Below are 19057 nucleotides of genomic sequence, written 5' to 3'. Positions count from 1 at the left end.
CCGATGGGGTGGGTGACCATGATCGGCCCCTCCGACGAGCAGGTTGAGTACCGCCTTACCGGCGGCCACGGCTGTGGGAAGTCTCTAGCGCTCGACGCCGCCCCTCTCGTCGCCGCCGTCGAGGCCAAGGCCGAAGCTGCTGGTGCCCCCGTCGCCTCCCTGCTCGGCAACCGCGAGGCCAAGCGCGCCTTCTTCCGCGCCCGCGGACTCATCCGCAGCAAGGGCACCGCGCGGTTCACCGGCTTCGACGCCGTCGAAGTCGCTGCCGCAGCCGGACTCGACGCCCGCGACCTCTACGGCGACCAGGCCCTTCCCCCACGGCCGACCGACGGACAGGTGGACTACCACCTCGATGCCAGCGAACGCCCCCTGGTCTGGATCGGAAACGGCCTCACCGAGTTCGACATCACCCCCGGCAGCGTCCTCGCCCCCGAGCACTTCCAGGCCGCCCGACGCCTCATGCATGGCGAGGACCCCCGGAACGGGCAGACTCTCGTAGAACCCAAGCTCGCCATTGCGCCGGCCGCCAAGCTCCCCGCTGCCCCGCTGGCCCGCGCCATCCGCCGCGCCGCCGCCGAACGCAGCGTGAAGCCCGTCTCCCTGCTCGACTCCAAGCGCAAGCAGGACGCCTTTCGCAGGATGGAGAGCCAGCTCAAGCGGTTCGGGGAATCGCACCGCGTCCCAGCCTCCACCGTACTGAAGCTCGCAGATGCTGTCGGCATCGACGCCGTCGACCTGTACGGCGAAGACACGCTGGAGAAGGCCGTGGCCGCTGAGGCGGGCGGCCACCTGGACGCCCGTGCTCTGCTTCGCGCCGTCGAGGCCCGCGCCACCGAGACCGGACAACAGCCCCGCGACCTGTTCACCGCCGCGTCGATGAAGCGGCGGTACACCCAGACTGAAGGCGAAGGCGAACGCCGTCTTCGGGATCTGCCGATGGACGTACGCGAAGCCGTCGCCATGGCCAAGGCAGCGGGACTTTCGCCCGAGGACGTGTGGGACGCCGAGGAGATCAAGGCCGCTCTCCTCGAAGGCCGAGTGCAGGTCGGCAACTTCGGCGCCGACGTCACCTTGGACCTCGCGAAGTCAAAGTCCGCGTTCCTCGCCTACGCCCCGGAGGAGATCGCCGCTCAGGTCGAGGGCATCTACACCTCCGCCGGCCGCGAGTCCATCACCGCCCTCGAACGGTGGACCGCCTACGCCATGCGTGGTCACCACGGTGACGGCGACGAAGCGGAGACCGTGGAGACGAGCGGGTTCTCCGGCTGGATGATGGTGCACCGCGCCGCCCGGCCCGTGGACGGTGCCCCGTACGGCGACCCCCACTTTCACCTGCACTTCACCCTGGCCAACATGGTCAAGGGCGCCGACGGCAAGTGGTCCACCATGGCCAGCGGAGGCCGTGACCTCCACCGACACACCCGCGCGACCCAGTCCCTCATGAACGCCCGTATCCGCCGAGAGCTGACCGACAACTTCGGCATCAGCTTCCGTCGCGAGGAGAGGACCGGTGCATGGGAGATCGCAGCGATTCCCGAGGCGACGATCCGCCTGTTCAGCAAGCGCGACAGCCAGGTCCGGGATCTGCTGACGAAGCTGGGAATCGACTACGACAGTGCCACGACCCGCGAGCGTACCGCCGCCTCCACCGCATCCAAGGCCGCGAAGAACGGCGAGGCCGCCGGAGTCGGGGACGACGTCCTTCGCGCCTACTGGCAGGCCGAGGGGCGTGCTGTCGGTGACGACCCCGACGCCATCGCAGCGAGTGCGATGGAGCGGGACCGAGCGGACCAGAACCCCTCTCTGGACGAGCTGTGCGCCCAGGTCTTCGACCCTAAGACCGGCCTGACCAGCCACTCCAAGGAGTTCACCCACGCCGCCGCCATCGCCGCCGTGCTGGACGCCCTCCCGTACGGAGTCGCGAACGCCGAGGAAGCCGAACAACTCACCACCTCCGTCCTCCGTCACGCCGGATACGCGGTTCAGCTGAATCCGAAGGGCGCTCAACACTTCACGCACGCCGACCGGTACACCACGGCGGACGTCGTGGCGGCGGAAGCGCTGATCGTCTCCGAGGCAACGAACCGGCTCGGCACGCAGGCCGCCGTCGTCAGCCGCGACACGGTCGACATGACCTTGTCCACCGTCGAGGCCCAGCACGGTGGCACCTTCGCGTTCTCCGACGAACAGCGCGCCGTCCTCGAACGGCTGCTCACGGCCGGGCACGGAATCGACGCAGTCGTGGGCATCGCCGGAGCGGGCAAGACCACGATCATGGACACCGCCCGGCAGGCATGGGAGGCCCACGGTCTCGTCATCGCCGGCGCGAGCACGGCCGCCGTCGCCGCCGCGAACCTGAAGGCCGAGGCAGGCATCGAGTCGCGCACCCTCGCGTCCTGGCTTACCGGCATCCGCAACGGCGGCCCCGGCCTCACCGGCGTTGACGTGCTAGTCGTGGACGAAGCCGCCATGTGCGATGACCGCGACATCGCCGAACTCCTCGCCCACGCAGCGATGACCGGCACAAAGGTCGTCGGCATCGGTGACCCGAAGCAGTTGCACTCGCCCGGCATCGGCGGTTCCTTCGCCGCCGTGCACCACATCGTGGGCGGACTCAGTCTCAACGAGAATTTCCGGCAGAAGGACGCGATCGAGCGGCGGGCCCTGGAGCTGTGGCGCGACGACAACCGCGTGGAAGCACTCCGCACCTTCGCCGGGACCGGCCGCGTGCACGCCCTCGCGGACAAGGACGCCACCCTCGCCGCGATGCTCACGGTGTGGGCCGACAAGCGGGCCGCGCACACCGACGACCACACCGCCGTGCAGCAGCTCCTCATGCTCGCGGCCACCAACGAGATCGTGGAAGAGCTGAACATCGGCGCCCGCGCACTGCGGAAGGAGAACGGCGACCTCACCGGTCCCGAGCACGCATACGCGCTGCCCGGTGGCGGCGAGCTGACCCTGTCCGTCGGTGACCAGGTCCTCCTTCGGGTCAACGACTACCGGGGCAAGAAGAGCCGAGGGCAGAACGAAGACGTCCTGAACGGCTACCGCGGAATCGTGCGCGCCGTGGACGAGGAACGCCGGGTGCTGGTCGAGTGGCGGGAGAAGACCGAAGACGGCCACCGTGACGTTGCCGAATGGGTGGACGCCGACTACATCGCACAGGGCGGGCTCAGCCTCGGATACGCGATCACCGGCCACAAGTCGCAGGGCCTCAGCGTCCAAGAGGCTCTGGTCTACGGACCCGGCGCACAGGCGAACGCCCTCTACACGATGATGAGCCGCGACAAGAAGGAGTCCCACCTCTTCCTGCCGCTCTCCGTCTACGAGACCGACGCCGACCGCGCCCGCCACGGCGACGCACTCACCGACCAGGAACAGCTTGACCGCGCCGTCGCGGGCCTCATCCGCGAGATCGAGAACGGCACCGAGGAACGCATGATCCTCACCGAACTCCCGAAGAACGCGGTCCCCGCCCACGTCCGCCAGGTCGTAGCGGACCTCCCGATCCCGCGCGCCCCCGGCGCCGACGAGCCCCACGACGTAGACACTCCCGAAGAGGCTCCGGAGCACGAGGACCGCCCCGCACCGGCGAACACCGAGCCGACCACGGAGCCGGCCACACCCTCGGGACCCGCGCCGACGGCTGACCGTCCATATGCTCACCTCGGTAACTCGGCACTGCGTGACGCCGTGCGCAAGGCCGCCATCGCTGCCCGCGCCACAACGACGGCGGCCGACAAGGCGGAAGCCGCCGCCGATCGTGCCGAACAAGAGGCCGCTGCCGGTGCAGGCCCCAATTCGCTCGCGCTCCAACGCCGTCACCAGGACGTTGCCGAACGGGCCGTGGCCATCCGCGAAGTCCGGCTGCTGGACGGCACCATCGCGGAACGCACCGCTCAACTGAACGGCACCGAGGCCCGTATCGAAGGTCTTGAACAGCAGCTGGCCGCGACGGGCCGTTTCGGGCGGGCGGCACTCCGCGGTGACGAACGCGCTGCGGTCGAGGTGGACCGGGAAGCACTCCTTCGTACCCGTGAGGAGACCGCCCAGGAGCTGGAGCAGATGGACACACGGCTCCAGGAAGTTACCCGGCAGGCCGGACCCGCCAACGAGCACGAAGCTGTGCTGACGGAAGCGGACATGCCGCAGCAGGAGAAGGCCGCGCTGCTTCGGCGGGCCAAGGCCAAGGACAACGAGGCAGCCAAGCAGCTCCGGGCCGAGGCCATCAAGGCCCGCAGCACGGCTCACGGCGCAGACCACCGCGTGTCCGGCCTCCAGAAGGAGACGAGTCTGCGAGCCCAGCACGGGCGTCAGCATGTCGATGCCGATGAGTCCGCAGCGCCCTCATCTCCGAAGCCCGACTCCCCGTACGCCAACCGAACCGCGGTGGACCACACACACCCCGCACCGCCGGACAGCGCTCACGACGCACCGCCCGTGTAGAAGGTGCCTGAGAGTGCCTAGGTCGGCGGAGCGAAGACCGCGTTGTCGGGCATCCGGTCGCGGAACGCCTCCGGGATGGTGCCCATGAGCCAGAGCCGGCGCGTCACGTGCACGGTGCCTGTGGGATCGTCCAGCAGGACGTAGCGGGTTTCCCCGCCCCCTACGTAGCCGATCTCCGGCGGGAACCCCTGCTCCTCGGTCCAGGACAGATAATGGACGCCGTCGATCCGAAGGGCACGACGGCCGTCCGGGTCTTGGTCGCCGAGCATCGCGTACCCCAGGCACATCAGCCAGAAGTCACAAGAGCTGCACACCCGGTATGCAGCCATCCGCGCGCCGACACCTCGGATCTCCCGGTCTGTCCCCTTGTTCGGGCACAACTTGCACTGGAACAACTGGTACACCTCGGGTGTACGGGCTCGCCTCATGCGCCGGAGGCGGCGGGCCTGCGCCGTACATGCTTGCACCGGACACCGCGCTCGATGTCCTGGAGCGAGGGTCTGCGGGACGCTCCGCAGTCGGTGCACTCGCTCGGCCAAGGCATCGAGCGGGCACCGGGGTAAGGCCCCTTCGGCTCGTAGCCGGCCGCACGCATCACCTCCCTGGCCTCCCGCTCGTCGGCGGTCACCTGGGTGGTGGGCGGGGGCCCGGAGACGGGCGGCGGGAGCTCGAAGCTCTGTGGGTGTCCCCCGAACAGCAATCCGAGGCTCACCCATTGCTTCTGCCGCGATGGAACGGTCATGGCAAGTCCTATCTCGCACGACTATGGGTCGCTTCTCCGGGGCCTACAGCTGGTGGCCCTTGGCGGTTTACACGGCTCGCGGCCGACCTATGTCCCGCTTTCCCGGTGCAGGATCGCCGCCCTCGCTGCCCAGGCCAAGACGCTCTGTCCCCGGATGGACAGCCCAAGCCGGTTCCAGTGAAAGATCACGTGATAGCTGAGCACCTGCCTCAGCCCCCGGTCGAGCGTCCCGTCCTGTACGGCACGGCGGAGTTCCTGCCCCGTGTTGCGGAAGGCGGCGGCCCACTCGGCGGCGGGCTCCAACAGCCCGCCGGGGCGCAGCAGGACATCACTGTCGGCGAAGAGCAGCGGCCGGATCTCCTGCGCGCGGGCGTCGAGCCGGTCTGCCGGGACGTCGCTCACGGCCGATCGGTGCTCTTCCGTGATGACGCGGTGCCACACGTCCCCCTGCTCGTACCACTCCAGGCCGGCGGCGCGCATCATGATCGTGCAGAGGAGAACGGACAGCTCGCGCGGTCCCACGGCCAGGTCCCCGCGCTGCCTTAGTTGCTGCGCCTCTCGGCTGTCGGTGACGAACAGCGCGTGCGCAGCCGTCATGCTGACCGCGCCCCCGAACGCTGCGGTCTCCGGCTCGTAGATCCCGGGCCACCACCGGTGCAGATGCCCGTCGGAGACAAGACGGTCGAAGCCGTCGCCGAGGGTCAGTTTGGTTCCGGCCTCGGGCTGTAGACGAAGGCGCAGGCGCCAGCACGGGTGCTTGCGGGTGTACCACCAGCCGCTCATGAGCCCGGTGGCCTCTGCCTCCCCGAGCACGGGGAGCACGTGCGTGGTGAAGGTGGTGTCGGCGTCCGTCCAGTCGGTGAAGTGGAGGTACACATGCCACCAGTCGGTGGCGGCGGCGTGGCGGGCCAGGGCCTCCCGGCCGGCTTGGTCGTAGACCGCCACGGCATCGGACAGGATCGTCGGTTCCATCCCGTACTGAGCTGCGACCTCGGGGGTCGGCAAGCCGGTGAGGGCAGCGGAGACCGCGCGCTGGACCGGGCTCGGCTCCGTCGAGATCAGTTGATCAAGAGACATGCGTCCCATCCGGAGATCGGGGCCTGCTGTGAGGCGTAGGTGGTGAGGGCGAGCGCGGTACCGGCGTCGCCGTTGATCAGGCCGGGCTCGGGAAGGCACGGCTGGGCGTTCGCTGCGAGGATGTTGCCGAGGCGCTTCGGGAGGGTCTGAAGGCGGGGGTCGCGGGCGTCGGCAGCGGCGCGGGTGGCGGTCTGGTAGATGCCTGCCCAGCCGTGGCACAGACCCGAGTCGGTGACGTGGGCGAGCTGTTCGGGGTCGGTCAGGGCGCGGTACAGGGCGTCCTCGTAGAACGCCTGGACGTCGGGGGCGCGCAGGGCGAGCCCGGCGAGTTGCCCGGCCCGTGCGATGCCCGTGGTTCCGTAGCACCAGCTCGGCCGGGTGGGAGCGTCGTGGTGCGGGCGCCCGAGGTCGAGGTCGCGGCGCGAGATGTGCTCGGGCCACCAGGGACCGGAGGGACTGAGCTGGCACCATGCGTCAAGGTGTTCGCAGATGCTCCAGATGGCTTCGCGGTGGCCGCTGACGGTGATGCCGCGGCGCATGGCCTGGGCCAGCAGGAGGAGCGGGCCGGTGATGCCGTGGGCGGCACCGAAGTTGCCGTGGCCGCCCGGGTAGTGGGGGGACTCGCCACGGGCCGGGTCGTGGCGGACCCACCAGCCCGGCAGGCCGCGGCCGTCGGGGACAAGGGGGCGGGTCAGGGCGACGAGGTACTTCAGGACCCGTTCCAGGGGGAGCCCTTCAGGGTCGGTCCGCAGGAGGTACGCCCCGATGCCGGTGAGGCCGTAGAGCAGGTCGTACTCGGCGAACGTGGGCAGGTCGCCCTTGCGGATGCGGGTGAGCGCGGCGTCCACACGGCGGTGGGTCAGGTCGGTGATGTGCTGGTGCAGGGCCCGGCGGGCCGGTTCGTACAGGTGCTGGAAGGACGGCGGGACGGTGGTGAGGACGAAGCCGAGGGCCGGGGCGCCGAGGAACAGTCCGGCGGTGTCGGCCGCGCTGATGTGCCCGGCCGCGGCGGCGGTGATCCATCGGTGGGCGGGGCGCCAGGAGCCGCCGGGACGGCTGGCCATCTCGATGTGCAGCAGGCTGATTCCGGCGGCGCCGTCGGCGAGGGACTGCACCGCCCACGGCTCGTCCGGGGGCGGCGGAGCGGGTTGTGCGAGGTGGGCGGTGTACTGCTCCAGGATCGTCGCGGTGGTGGCGGCCGGCGCGGTCATCGGGCGGCCATCCTGTGCTGGAGGGCCGCGGTTCGTACGAGCCGGATCGTGGTCTCCTCGGCGCGCGGGTCGACGCCCAGGGCCCGGACGTGGTGCTGGTGCAGGAGCGACCGGGCGACGCCGAGGGGATCACGCTGGCCGGTCAAGGTGTTCCGGTAGGTGTTCACAGCGGCGGTGCGGGCGCGCCATGCTTCGGCGACCGCAGGGCCGCCGGGGAGGGCCGCGAGCGCGGAGGCGCCGTTCGGCGCGGCGAGTTCGAGCACTTGGGTACGCAGAGTCCGGTTCAGTCGCCCCGTGCTCTGGGGGAGGTTGCGCACCAACCACTCCTCGGCCGCCGCGTTGTTCGGTGCCAGGGGGGTGACGAGGTGCAGGGCGCTGGCCGCGGCGAGGGCCTGCGGGGCGACGGCGTCGGTGCGATCGGTGAGCTGGATCTGTGCGAGGGCGGCGGCGGAGTCTGCGGCGAACACCTTGTGCGCGGCGTCCATGGCCGCCTCGCTACCGAAGCGCCCGGTCTGCGGCTGGTAGGGAGCCAGGACGAGCCCGGCCGCCAGACCGGTCCCGTGCAGGCTGGCAGCCCAGGTGCGAACGTGTTGTGCGGCGGCCCCGTATACGTCCGGCGGCAGGTGCAGCGTGAGGTCGAGGTGCTGGTCGGCGTCCGGGCGGGCCATCTCCCGGTGCCGGGTGAACCACCAGAGGGGCGGGGTGTCGCCGAACGCGGCGAGGAGGCTGGGCAGGTGGCGGCTCAGGATCTCGTCGTAGCGGCGCGGGTGGGCGTGAAGCTGCGCGAGTAGGACGTCACCGGCGCCCGGAAGGTGCCGCCCGGGGACCGGTGACGTGGCGGGGCGCGGCCGGGGCACATCGGCGGTCTCCGGCTGCAACCGGCCCAGGGAGAGCCAGATCTCGTGTGCCCGTCCGATCCAGCCATGGGCGTCTGCGTCCGGGACCTCGCGCAGTTCCAGACGCCGGGCGTTGTCGAGGTGGGCGCGCAGGGTCCGGCGGTGGACCGGGTGGGACAGGTCGAGGGGAAGGCGCTGGTCGTACTCGATGATCGCGACCTGCATGGGGACCCGTAGCCGGTCCCGCCAGGCGGTGAAGGCGTCCTCCCACTCCTCGGTCGAGGCTTTGCGGCCGGGCAGGTCGTCGGCCATCAGCAGCCATCGGGCCTGCGTGAGGATGGTGCGGCGGTAGCGCACCCGGGGGAGGAACGGGAGCCGGGCGCCGGCGCCGAAGTCGAACGGCTTGTAGGCGGCGTACCGCCCGTTGGCCACTTCGGCGAGGAACCGGGCCAGTGGTGGGGTCTGTGTCCCGCCTTCCAGGGCGTGCAAGACCCGCACGTCGATGCGCCGGCCGGTGGAGAGCTGCACGAGGTGGAAGCTGCGCGGGTCCGCGGTGACGGCGATGTCGGCGAGCGGGATCGTCGTCTCGTCCGTCTCCTGGTGGCCGGACAGCTCGATGACGTGCGGCAGCAGCCGCGGTGTGCGGGTGACGTTCTCGTTGCGGTGGCGGCGCGGTGGGAACACGAGCTGCGCCGTGAGGGCGTCCGGCGCCCCGTGGTAGGTGGCGGCGAGCGCGTCCTGATGCTCGGGCGGCAGGACGTGGGCGAACCGGCCGGCCATGCTGCTGCCGGGGCGGGGGACCGCGGTGAGGAGGACATCGAAGGTGCCGCTGGACAGTGCCCGGGTGCTGGGTGAGTGGACTTCGAAGGCGGCCTCCACCCGGGGTACGAACAGCCGCTCGTCCTCTCCGGCGGCCTTCTCCAAGGCGTCGACCATGTCGTCCGTCAGCCGCAGCTCACGGCCGCCGTCCAGGAGGACTTGCTGCATCAGCGCAAGCAGCAGTTCATCGCGGTCCGTGCGCACCTTCAGGGCGGTACCGCGTTCGGAACCGACGTATCCGGCGGGCAGGCCCAGACCGCTGTCGGCGACCAGGTCCAGCACCGGCACCAGGGCCCCGACGCCGTACCGGGCCCGGAAGCGGCGGTGGTAGTCGCGCCAGTGCTGGTAGCCGTAGGGCTGCGGGGTGGTCCGGTAGAGGGCCGACACGGCTGCCTGCACTTCCGCGATCACGGACTGCGGGAGCTGGGTCTCGCAGTCGAGGGCGGTGTCAATGAGCAGCGGTGTCGGCGTGACGGTGGTGAGGGCGCACATCCGTGCGGCGACGGCGCTCACGCTGGTGTCGGAAAGCGTCGGCTGGTGGGCGGACACGTCGTCGCGCAGCGCGTACAGCGCGTGGACCAGGTCCCGCACCTCGGGGACGTCGTCCGCCTGGAGCCGGTCCAGTTCGCGGCACAGGTGCTGAAAGCCGTCCACGGTGGTCATGGGCGCCCAGAGGCTGGTGATGAGGAACTGCTGCTCGACCAGGCTGGTGAGAAGGGCGTCGATCTTCTCCGGTGTCGCCTGCGGGAAGCGGTCGCGCAGGTGGCTGTGGAGGCCGCTGTAGAGGATGGGGGTGCGGGCCCCGTCCATGGCGGCGGCCACCGGCCGGGCGTTGCGGACGGATATCTCGACCGGGGCCAGCAGGACGGCGTGGCCGTCGGAGGGCAGACCCGGTGCCACGAGCCGGTCACCGCGTGCGCGGGCGGCGTTGTTGGCGACGAGCGGTAACCGCTTCAGCAACGCGGGGGTGCGCTGGAGCCGGAGAACCATGTCGGTGACCCATTCGGCGTCCGGCCGAATCATCGCGCGGTGCTTGTCGCGCCACCGCGCACTCGCCCGGGGCCCGACCGACACCGGGGCGGTGCCGGCGAACAGCCCGAGCGGGGTCGGCCGGTGCTGCCACCGCAGGAGATAGGAGACCGTCGACAGCGCGGTGCGGCGGACGTGACGGGGCTCAGTCTGCCGACCCCGGACGACTGCCTCGATGGCGTCGGACAGGACGGGGGTGGCCAGCTCCAGCGCGCTGCGGAAGTCCTCGCGCTGCCAGATGCGGTTCAGCCATCCGCGGGTGACGGCCACGTTGTCCAGGTCGAGGGTACGGGGGACGTCTGCCGGCCCGGGGCTGGTGGTGGCGCGCAGCATCGCAACGCCTTGCCACTGGTATCCGGCGGCTGCTCGGGAAGCCATGAGGCCCTTCCATGAGGCGGCGCGGGGAGGGGGAGAGGGGCCTGTGGGCCGGGCGAAGCGCTTCGCCCGGCCCACAGGCTAGGGGTCGGCCTGGATCAGGCCGGGTCCTCCGTGAAGGAACCGCAGGCGGAGGCACCGGTCGCGCAGGTGGTGCCGCAGCCGTCGCCCGTGGAGCACATGAGGTGGCCGTACGAGTGCTCGGCGATGACGATCTTCACGTCCAGGGGCGCGAAGTCGTCGTCCAGGTCCGCCGACGGCGCGGGCGCGACCGGGGGCGGGGCGAGAGTGGCGCTCGTCATGATGTGCCCTTCTTCTTGTCGGGGTGGTGCGGGATTACCTGGCTCCCGGTGTTACGCCGAGGGCCAGGAGAGCGAGACCCGGCTGTGCACCTTGTCGATGACCCGGTCGGCCGGGATCTGGTCATCGGGGGTGCCAGCCGGATAGACCCGGATGACCGGGCTGGGGCCGCCGCGCCGGTTGGCCTCCCAGTCGCGGAGCACGTCGGCGATCTTGTCGGCGAACTGCTCCGCGTGCGGGCCGAGGGCGTGCACGCCGTATTCCAGGTGCTTGTTGTCCTCGGTGCGGCGGGTGACGAGGTAGGCGAAGGTGTCGTCCTCGACGGCCGCGAGGGCGAACCGCTTGTTCACGGGGGCGACCAGCCCCGAGTCCGAGTTCTCATCGACGGCCATCGTGCAGAAGCCCGGCAGGGAGATCGCCATCGCCATCTGAAGGGTGTCGATGAGTTCCTGGATGCGAACCGTGACGCCGGTCCACAGTTCGTGGCGCGGAAACGTGACGGCGTTGTCGAGCCGGTGCGGGTCGGCCGGCAGGCCGTCATCGAACTTCAGCCCGATCTCCGGGGTGCCGTTGACCAGGAGGAGTTCTTCCCGGTGGGCGGTCGAGCCCTGCATCGGGACGAATCCGCAGATCCGCGCCGACTCGCTTTCCAGGTAGCGACCGTGCTCGCCCGTGACCTGGATGAAGGCGACCGACCGGGTCAGGCCGCGCATCCGCAGCGGGACGACGAGCCGGCCGCCCTGCTTGAGCTGCGCGGTCCACGCCGGGGAGACGTCCCAGGCCCCGGCGGTCACCATCACGACGTCGACCTCACCGAGGTCCGGGATGGGCTCGGCGGCGTCGGCGGTGACGACGTGGACTCGGCCGTAGCCGTGCTCGTTCAGGAGCTGGCGCGCGAGATCGGTGACGACGGGGTCGATGTCCACGGTGACGACTTCACCGCCCTCGCCGACGAGTTCGGCGAGGTAGGCCGCGTTCAGTCCGCCCGAGCCGATCTCCAGGACCCGCATCCCGGGCTTCACCTGGGCCTGCTCCAGCATCATGGCCTGGATCTGCGGGGCGGAGACGGAGCTGAGCTGCACGCCGTGCTCGTCCGTCTTGGTGATCACGGCGGCGTACGTGTCGTACGCCTTGTCCAGCGGCGTGTCGGCGGGGGTGAACTCGTGCCGGGGCACCTTGCGCATCACCGCTTCGATCTCCGGGGAGGAGATGTTGCCGTCCGCGCAGAGCTCGTCCACCACCTTGTTCCGCAGGCGGGTCGCCTCGTCGGGCTCGACGGTCGTGTTCGTCATGGACTTCCTTCGGTCGTTCGTGTTCGGGGGGCGGGTGGGCCGGCACGCGTGCCGGGGGCCGGGAGGCTAACGGCGAAAGCTCTCCGTTCTCGTCGGACCGCCGAAGGTTGGCGGGTTCGTGCTGTACGGCGCGCGAAGGTCCGGCGCCGGTGGTGAGCCGCCCGGCGGTCCTGTCTGTACCACTCAGGAGAGCCGGGCGGCCGTCTAGGCGGTGGGCACAAGATCGTCCAGGTTGACGACCTTGTACTCCCGCAGTTCCCGTACGAGCTGGGAGGCCAGGAACATGCCGATCTGGGGATGGCGGTAAGGGATGGGGGAGTCCATGTCCGAGAGGGCCTGTAGGCCGTTCGCGCTCCACTGGTACGCGTGGCCGATCACGCCGTACAGCGGGAAACGGGTGGCGAGAAGCGCTACGTGGCCCCTTGCCCTGAGCCGTGGGCACCGGCCTGCCGCCATCCGGGCGTGCTCCAGACAGACCGGCGGCTGGGCGGTCTTCACTGGGCCGCCGTAGCCCTCTTCACCCGCCGTTTCCAGGAAGAGGATGCCGTCGGTGCGCTTCAACTGGACGGTGCATACCTGGCACCGCAGCAGCGCCATCGTCACGCGTTGACGGTGCGGGTGAACCATCCGCCAGCGCGGTGTCCCGCAGGGCTGCCCGAAGGTGTCGAGCGACATGGAGTAGCGGGCCCAGAGCACGCCCTTGAGGTCCCGGTCCGGCGGCGCCTCATCCACGTATCGGAGTCGTGGCCGGCCGTCCGGACCGCGGCCCATGCGCAGATTGAGGAATGAGTCGGCCTCTTCGCCCTCCCGGGCGGTGATGTAGGGCACGACGATCTGGGGAGCGGTGGTCACGCGGTGCTCCCGGCGGCGAGCGCGACCGGCCGGTGCGGAGCGACGATCTGGCCGTCCGGCAACAGCTCGCCGGTGTCCTCGAAGAGCAACACCCCGTTGCACAGCAGGCTCCAGCCCTGTTCAGGGTGGGCCGCCGTGGGGCGGGCGGCCTCTCGGTCGGAAGCCTCGGCCGTGGGACACGGCGGGGTGTGCTGGCACATCGTACTCGTCGTCCTCTCAAGGCAGTGTGGGGAAGTTGGGCCCTCTTCGGCGACTACGAAGCCGTGGGGGAACACGGAGTGGAGGTTGCCGAAGAGGGTGTCTGTGGGCGTGCACGTACAAACGAGGTGATGGCGGACTCGCTGTAGCCGTAGAAGCGGCCGAAGACCACGTCGTCCTCCCACCAATCGGGAGCGGCATCTCCCCACTCGACCGTGTGGCAGGTGTCGTTGTACGGCGACCAGCGAACGCGCAGGTCCGGGAAGCCGGGTTGCTCAAGGAGGAGGTCACGGACCTTGAGCCCGAAGCAGAGACACGACACCGAGTAGTACCCGCCGCGCCTCGTGCCCCCGACGGGAACCGCGAGGAAGGGCATGCGCAGGGTGCGCACAGCGATGCTCCTATCCAGGAGCCAAGTGTCGGAGATCCGTTGCTCGAAGTAGTCGAAGTCGTATGCGTCTCGCGGGAGGGCTATCACCGTGGCGGTCACGGCCGGGTGCCGGACGGAGCTGGTGCAGTGCATCATTCCGCCCCCTTGATGTAGCGGGCTTCGATCAGTTCTTCGACCAGGTCGGCAGCCACGAAGGCCATGCGGCGAGCGAGGCCGACGGCCCGTTGGTGGTCGGCCGGGGTGCGCTCCTCCCGCAGGGGGCGCCCTTGCGCAACGAGCCGGACCATCTCCGCGGTGGGCGGATACTTTTCGTCGGCCACGGTGATGTCGCTGAGCTGCTTCAAGTGGCCGCGGAGACGGTCAATCAGGGCGCTGGTGGTCGCGACGGGGGGCGGTTGGTTGCCGATTGCCATGTCGAGGTCGTCAAAGACCTCCTCCACGTCGAACGGCCTCCAGTCCTTGATCCGCTCCAGGACGAACCTCAAGCCCTCTGCATCGAGCGGAGGGGCCCACTGCGCTGTGCTGGGCTCGTCGACTGGTGGAGGAACCGCGTCGTGCTCCGGAACCAGAACGGTGAGGGACATCGGAACTCCTGAAGGGGGCCAAGTGCCGGCCGTGGGGGCTAGAAGTGCTCGGTCGCTTCCGGGGTCCCTATGAAGACCCACACGTCCTTGCCCGCTGGAGTCACGGAAACGGACGTGTCGTCAGCCAAGGCGCGCAGCAGCATCAGCCCGCGCCCCTCTTCGGCCAGCGAGCCCGGCGACGTGTACACCGGCGGGCAAGGGTCCTGGTCGCTGACGACGGCGGTGACACCGTCCGGCACCTTCTGGAGGAGCAGGCTGGCCATCCGGCATCCGTCGTTGTTTGCAGGGGTGTGCTGCAAGACGTTGGTGAGGAGTTCGTTGACCACGGTCAGCATGCGGTGCGCGGTGCCGTTGTCGATGCGCCACCAGCACAGGTGCGCTGCGACGATGTCCCGCACGGTTCCCAGGTCTTCAGCCCGGACGTCAAAACTCATGTCGAGTTGGCCGCCCACGCTTCTGGACATGGCTCGAACAGAAGCGTCCCGCTCACGGGTGTCGAGGAGTAGTTCCATCGCTGCTTCCTCCGTTCTGCCAGAACCCCTTCAGGCAGGGGCGGTTGCGGTGTGTACTGGACTAGAACCGATCAGCAACCATTTAGGCAGAGCGCACCGAGAACGTGCAGAGCCTGATGCCGAGAGGTGAAGAGTTCGGCATCAACGACTCCGGGGACAGAACATGCCGCAGCCAATGAAGCAGCTCGATCCGGGGGCGTCCCCCCAGGAGTGGTTCGGGAACGAGCTGCGCAGACTGCGCCTGGAGCAGGGACTGTCGGCCAAGGAGCTGGGGCGGTTAGTGCAGGTCAGCGACGACATGATTTTGTCGATCGAGAAGGGCAAGTACCCGAGTTGCCGTCGCGATGTCGTTCAACGGCTCGATGACGTCCTCCACACGGGAGGGCTGCTTGACCGTGCATGGCCGATGGCCTACGGCAACCGTGATGCCGATAGAAAGCGTGCTGATGCCGATAACGCTTCCACGCGCAGGGGGGAGGGACGCGTTCAAGCGCCGACAGGCAGCATCCTGGGCAGAGACGAACCGACTCTTCGCCCTGGGAGCCATGAGCCCGTGATTCGACGCTCGTTCCTCCAAATCGGCGGCCTCGCCGCCATAGCCCCCCTCGACCTCACCGACGTCTTCGCCCCCTCCGAGCTGTCTCTGCCGACGACCGTCAACCCGACCCATATTGACCAGGTCTTGGCCGCGGCCACCGCCATCAGCGGTATGGACAACGAGCTGGGCGGCGGTGGCATGGTGCGTGACGTAGCCAGCCGCGCGATGCAGTGGTCAGCCGGCCTGCTGCAAGCCCAGTGCCCCGAGCACCTACGAACCGAGCTGTTCGCCGCAGTATCGCGACTCGGCATCGTGGTGGGCGCCTCTGCCTTCGATGCCTACCACCACGACGAAGCCACCCAGACTTTCCGGTTCGCAGCAGACTGCGCCGAGGAGGCCGGCCACTGGCACCTGCGAGCCAAGACGTACTCGTTCCTCGCACGCCAAGCGGTATGGATCGGAGCTCCCGATGATGGCCTCACCTACGCCGAGAAGGGGCTCGTACGCTCCGACCGTCTGACCGCGACAGAACAGGCGATGCTTCACACGGCACGGGCCAGGGCCTTCGGGAAGATGGGCAACGTGCGCGACACCATGGCGGCCGTCGGTGCTGCGGATGAAGCGTTTACCCGGGCCCGGCCCGCCGAGGACGCGCCGTGGATGGCCTACTACGACGAGGCGCAGCACAACGGGGACACAGCTCACGCCCTGTTTGATCTCGCCATCCTTGCCGGACAGGACCCGGGCCGGGCAGCCCGCCGATTCGACACAGCGGTGAAAGGACACACAGACGCCTACAAGAGGTCCCGGGCGATCTCCCGGACCAAACTGGCCTCCCTGATCATGGCCAAGGGCGACCCCCGCCAGGCCGCGACGCTCGGCCACGGCGCCCTGGACGAGGTAGGCCGGCTGACCTCGCGGCGAGCCGCCGACGATCTGCGGCAGCTCGGTCGTTTCGCCTCGAAGCACCGGGCGATCCCAGAGGCTTCAGGGCTGCGAGAACGCATCGCCGCTACGGTTTCCGCATGACTGCTTCGCCAGCCGCGCCCGCCCGCCACGTTCTGGAGCAGGCATGTTCCGCGGCCGGACTGGACTCCGCCGGAGCGGAACCGCTACGCCTGGCCGAGAACCAGATATGGCGGCTACCTGGTCAGCGGATGATCGTGCGGATCGCCCGGGAAGGCCAGAGTGCTGCGGCGGCCCGTGAGGTACGCGTCGCGTGCTGGCTCGCCCAGGAGAACGTCCCGGCTGTTCGTCTGGTCGACGTGGAGCAGCCTGTCGAGGCGGACGGTAGGCCCGTGACCTTCTGGGTGGAACTCCCGCCGCAGGAGCACGGCACCGTTGAAGACGTCGCGCAAGTCCTGTCGCAGCTCCACTCCTTGCCCACACCAGACATCGAGCTGGGGTACCTCGATCCCTTCGTCCGGGTTGGCGAGCGACTGGAAGCGGCTAACACCGTTCGTGACGAAGACAGGGAGTGGCTGCGCGGCCTTCACCGTGACCTCGCAGCGGCCTGGTCCGAGCGGCCGGCCGGTCTCCCCGACCGGGCTGTGCACGGCGACGCCTGGCCCGGCAACATCGTCCGCACGGTCGACGGGGCCCTGATGATGGACCTGGAGCGCTTCTCCGTGGGGCCTCCGGAGTGGGATCTCGTGTCCACCGCCGTGCGCGCTAAGACCACGGGCGCCGTCAGCACGCGCGAGTACGACCAGTTCTGTGCCGTCTACGGGCACGACGTGACGACGTGGGAGGGCTATCCCATCCTCGCGCGCGCCCGAGAGCTGCGGATGGTGACGTACGCGGCCCAGCACGCAGCCAACAACCCGGAGTGGCGCAGCCAGGCGCAGTACCGGATCGACTGTCTGCGTGGTCGATCCGGCCCGCGGCCTTGGTCGTGGAAAGGAATCCTCTGATGGAGGGCTCAGCGCCCTGCAAGGGGACTACGCACCGGTATACGAGTCGGTATCCACGTGGTCTGATTCTCGACTTCGGTGGTGTGCTCACCACTCGGATGCGACTGAACGGGCAGGCGTTCGAGAGGACGGAGGGATTGACTCCAGGCGCGTATTTCGCGGCGCTGAATGAGCATCCCGACGGCGTCGCGATCTACGCAGCGCTGGAGGTCGGTGAGGCAACCCAGGAGGACTGGAACCGTGTCATCGGCGGCATCCTCGGTATCGACTCCACCGACCTGATGCGGCGCGCTCTGGCCAACCTCCATCCGGAGCCTCAGATAGTCGCCGCCGCGAAGCGCGCTCGTGCGGCAGGGATCAAGGTGGCCATGCTCAGCAACTCGTTCGGGATCGAGCCCTACAACCCGTACGAGGACAAGGGCATGTGGACGGACTTCTTCGATGCCGTGATCTTGTCGGAGCTGGAGGGCGTACGGAAGCCGTCGCCGCTCATCTATCAGCGTGCGCTTGACGCCCTGGACCTGACCGGTCCTGAGTGCGTCTTCGTTGATGACCACGCGGAGAACCTGCCGCCCGCCGAGACCCTGGGCATCCGCACCGTGCACCACACGACCGACCCCACCGGCACAGCTGCCATCCTCGACTCGCTTCTCCTCGACCCCGCTCCCGCCTGAACGAACAGAGCGAAACAACTCGCCGGGGACGTCACTCCGGCCAACGAACGGCAGCAGCGTTCGAGGAACCCCTAGGGCTCCTCGAACGCTGAAGGATAGGTATGGGCTCTCTCGCTGGTCACGATTCCAGGCCGTGATCACTCTTGCCAGCCGCCGGGCCTGTGTCCCGTGGGCCCTGGTGTTCACCCCCGGCATCGCCCATTCCGCAGGTGGCCTGTGTCTGGTGTCCCTGGTCATAGGAGGCGGCCCGCCGGATGTCCGCCTGGGTCGTCGGCCAGCGTGACTGTCGCCTTCGTGCGCTTGCCCACTGGCTCGCGGCGCACCTCAAAGCTGCTGCACACAGCCATGACAATCTCCAAGCCGTGCTGACCGATCCGGCCGGGGTCAGCGGCGCGGGCGACCGGCAGCGTCGGGTCGGTGTCCCACACGCTGATCGCCACGGCGCCGTCGCTGACCTCCAGGTCCAGAAGGCATGGGCCAGGCGCGTATTTGTATGCGTTGGTCACCAGTTCGCTCACCACGAGCTCCACCATGCCCATCGCCCGGACGGAGACGGGGATGCCGTGAACGGCCTGCACCTCGGTCAGGAACCGACGTGCGGTGTCCCGGGCCTCGGCCACCGGCTCGTCGCCGACAAACGTCGCAGCCGAAAGTACGGGTCGGCGGACCAAAGGCTCTTCTTCGTTTTCGTGCAGCACTGAGCCCACACCGCCACCCTCGTCCTGAGCAATACGGCTACTGCTACTCGGGTACCCCTGAAACGACGCGTAACACCAGGTCGGCTGTTCCTCCCAGAGCGGGCTTGACTTCGTCATTGAGACTCCTGGAGGGCGTTCTAGATTGCTGGGGACTCGGGCCTGTCGGGTTCACCCGGCCCTTCTGAATGGGGTACTCCCCCGTACGTAGGCCGCCTGGTCTCCGCTCTTGCAGGCTGATCATTTTCCGCGCCCGCCTCAGGGGTGACCCCACCAGGCTCCCGGGCGGCGGCTTTCGTGAACACCTGCTCCGCGCGATCCAGGGTCAATCGCATCGTGCCGTAGGGCCCCACGGCGTATCCGGTCCGGTGCCCGTGCAGGTGCAGTTCCTCCACTGCCTGAAGGCCGGCGTCGACCTCCGGTACGTCGTCCGGTGGGACGAGGGCGTGCAGTTCCTCCGTCCACTCCCAACCGAGATCACGGAGCACGGTCCGGGCTTCCTCCTGTTCCCAGCCGCTTCGCGCCACCAGTCCGTGACGAGGGTCCGTCGAGAAGACCATGTTCGGGTCC

Annotated in this window: 17 protein-coding genes; 4 read left to right on the top strand and 13 right to left on the bottom strand. The window is 69.2% G+C overall.

What is annotated here, in order from left to right:
- The first annotated feature begins 18 nt into the window (after positions 1-18).
- Positions 19-4449: a MobF family relaxase gene (mobF, locus tag RI578_RS20045; RefSeq protein WP_310872353.1), complete on the top strand. Its 4431-nt coding sequence runs from the start codon at positions 19-21 to the stop codon at positions 4447-4449.
- A gap of 17 nt (positions 4450-4466) precedes the next feature.
- Here mobF and RI578_RS20040 read toward each other — a convergent pair whose 3' ends face one another.
- The 12 genes from RI578_RS20040 to RI578_RS19985 form a co-directional block, all read right to left on the bottom strand.
- Entirely contained in the window at positions 4467-4778 is a 312-nt protein-coding gene (locus RI578_RS20040) for a hypothetical protein (RefSeq protein ID WP_310872352.1), read from the bottom strand.
- Positions 4779-4873: 95 nt separating this feature from the next.
- The gene (locus tag RI578_RS20035) at positions 4874-5191 is read right to left on the bottom strand and encodes a hypothetical protein (RefSeq protein ID WP_310872351.1); all 318 of its coding nucleotides are present in this window, start codon (positions 5189-5191) and stop codon (positions 4874-4876) included.
- 87 nt (positions 5192-5278) lie between these two features.
- Positions 5279-6268, bottom strand: a complete 990-nt coding sequence (locus RI578_RS20030) for a thiopeptide-type bacteriocin biosynthesis protein (protein WP_310872350.1) — start codon at positions 6266-6268, stop codon at positions 5279-5281.
- Positions 6250-7479, bottom strand: coding sequence for a lanthionine synthetase C family protein (locus tag RI578_RS20025; RefSeq protein ID WP_310872349.1), 1230 nt, complete (start codon positions 7477-7479; stop codon positions 6250-6252). Before RI578_RS20025 ends, RI578_RS20030 begins: the two co-directional genes overlap by 19 nt.
- Positions 7476-10541 carry a lantibiotic dehydratase gene (locus tag RI578_RS20020; protein WP_310872348.1) on the bottom strand — a complete coding sequence of 1022 codons (3066 nt, stop codon included), beginning with the start codon at positions 10539-10541 and terminating at the stop codon, positions 7476-7478. Before RI578_RS20020 ends, RI578_RS20025 begins: the two co-directional genes overlap by 4 nt.
- A 95-nt stretch (positions 10542-10636) precedes the next feature.
- A complete protein-coding gene (gene fxlA, locus RI578_RS20015) occupies positions 10637-10840 on the bottom strand; it encodes an FxLD family lanthipeptide (protein ID WP_310872347.1) in 204 nt (67 codons plus the stop codon).
- Between the two features lie 51 nt (positions 10841-10891).
- Positions 10892-12130 (bottom strand): methyltransferase, FxLD system, encoded by a 1239-nt coding sequence (fxlM, locus tag RI578_RS20010; RefSeq protein ID WP_310872346.1) that lies wholly within the window; start codon positions 12128-12130, stop codon positions 10892-10894.
- A 204-nt stretch (positions 12131-12334) separates the two neighbouring features.
- A complete protein-coding gene (locus RI578_RS20005) occupies positions 12335-12982 on the bottom strand; it encodes a hypothetical protein (protein WP_310872345.1) in 648 nt (215 codons plus the stop codon).
- Positions 12979-13182 carry a DUF5999 family protein gene (locus tag RI578_RS20000; RefSeq protein WP_248585344.1) on the bottom strand — a complete coding sequence of 68 codons (204 nt, stop codon included), beginning with the start codon at positions 13180-13182 and terminating at the stop codon, positions 12979-12981. The genes RI578_RS20005 and RI578_RS20000 overlap by 4 nt, the downstream gene beginning before the upstream one ends.
- A 53-nt stretch (positions 13183-13235) precedes the next feature.
- Complete coding sequence (locus RI578_RS19995) at positions 13236-13706, bottom strand: DUF6302 family protein (protein WP_310872344.1); 471 nt, start codon at positions 13704-13706, stop codon at positions 13236-13238.
- Positions 13703-14155 (bottom strand): DUF6415 family natural product biosynthesis protein, encoded by a 453-nt coding sequence (locus RI578_RS19990; protein WP_310872343.1) that lies wholly within the window; start codon positions 14153-14155, stop codon positions 13703-13705. Before RI578_RS19990 ends, RI578_RS19995 begins: the two co-directional genes overlap by 4 nt.
- A gap of 38 nt (positions 14156-14193) precedes the next feature.
- Positions 14194-14667, bottom strand: a complete 474-nt coding sequence (locus RI578_RS19985; RefSeq protein ID WP_310872342.1) for an ATP-binding protein — start codon at positions 14665-14667, stop codon at positions 14194-14196.
- A gap of 175 nt (positions 14668-14842) precedes the next feature.
- Between RI578_RS19985 and RI578_RS19980 the strand changes: the two genes are divergently transcribed.
- The 3 genes from RI578_RS19980 to RI578_RS19970 are packed head-to-tail and all read left to right on the top strand — an operon-like array spanning position 14843 to position 17792.
- Positions 14843-16234 (top strand): helix-turn-helix transcriptional regulator, encoded by a 1392-nt coding sequence (locus RI578_RS19980; protein ID WP_310872341.1) that lies wholly within the window; start codon positions 14843-14845, stop codon positions 16232-16234.
- Positions 16231-17118, top strand: coding sequence for a phosphotransferase family protein (locus RI578_RS19975; protein WP_399060774.1), 888 nt, complete (start codon positions 16231-16233; stop codon positions 17116-17118). Before RI578_RS19980 ends, RI578_RS19975 begins: the two co-directional genes overlap by 4 nt.
- Complete coding sequence (locus tag RI578_RS19970) at positions 17118-17792, top strand: HAD-IA family hydrolase (protein ID WP_399060772.1); 675 nt, start codon at positions 17118-17120, stop codon at positions 17790-17792. Before RI578_RS19975 ends, RI578_RS19970 begins: the two co-directional genes overlap by 1 nt.
- Positions 17793-18025: 233 nt before the next feature.
- Here the strand turns inward: RI578_RS19970 and RI578_RS19965 are convergent, their stop codons facing one another.
- Positions 18026-18463, bottom strand: coding sequence for an ATP-binding protein (locus RI578_RS19965; RefSeq protein WP_310875813.1), 438 nt, complete (start codon positions 18461-18463; stop codon positions 18026-18028).
- Between the last annotated feature and the right edge of the window lie 594 nt (positions 18464-19057).

The sequence above is a fragment of the Streptomyces sp. BB1-1-1 genome, from assembly GCF_031597775.1.
Lineage (GTDB): Bacteria > Actinomycetota > Actinomycetes > Streptomycetales > Streptomycetaceae > Streptomyces > Streptomyces thinghirensis.
The sequence above is the reverse complement of the archived record's forward strand: the minus strand, read 5'-3'. Positions and strand labels throughout refer to the sequence as shown.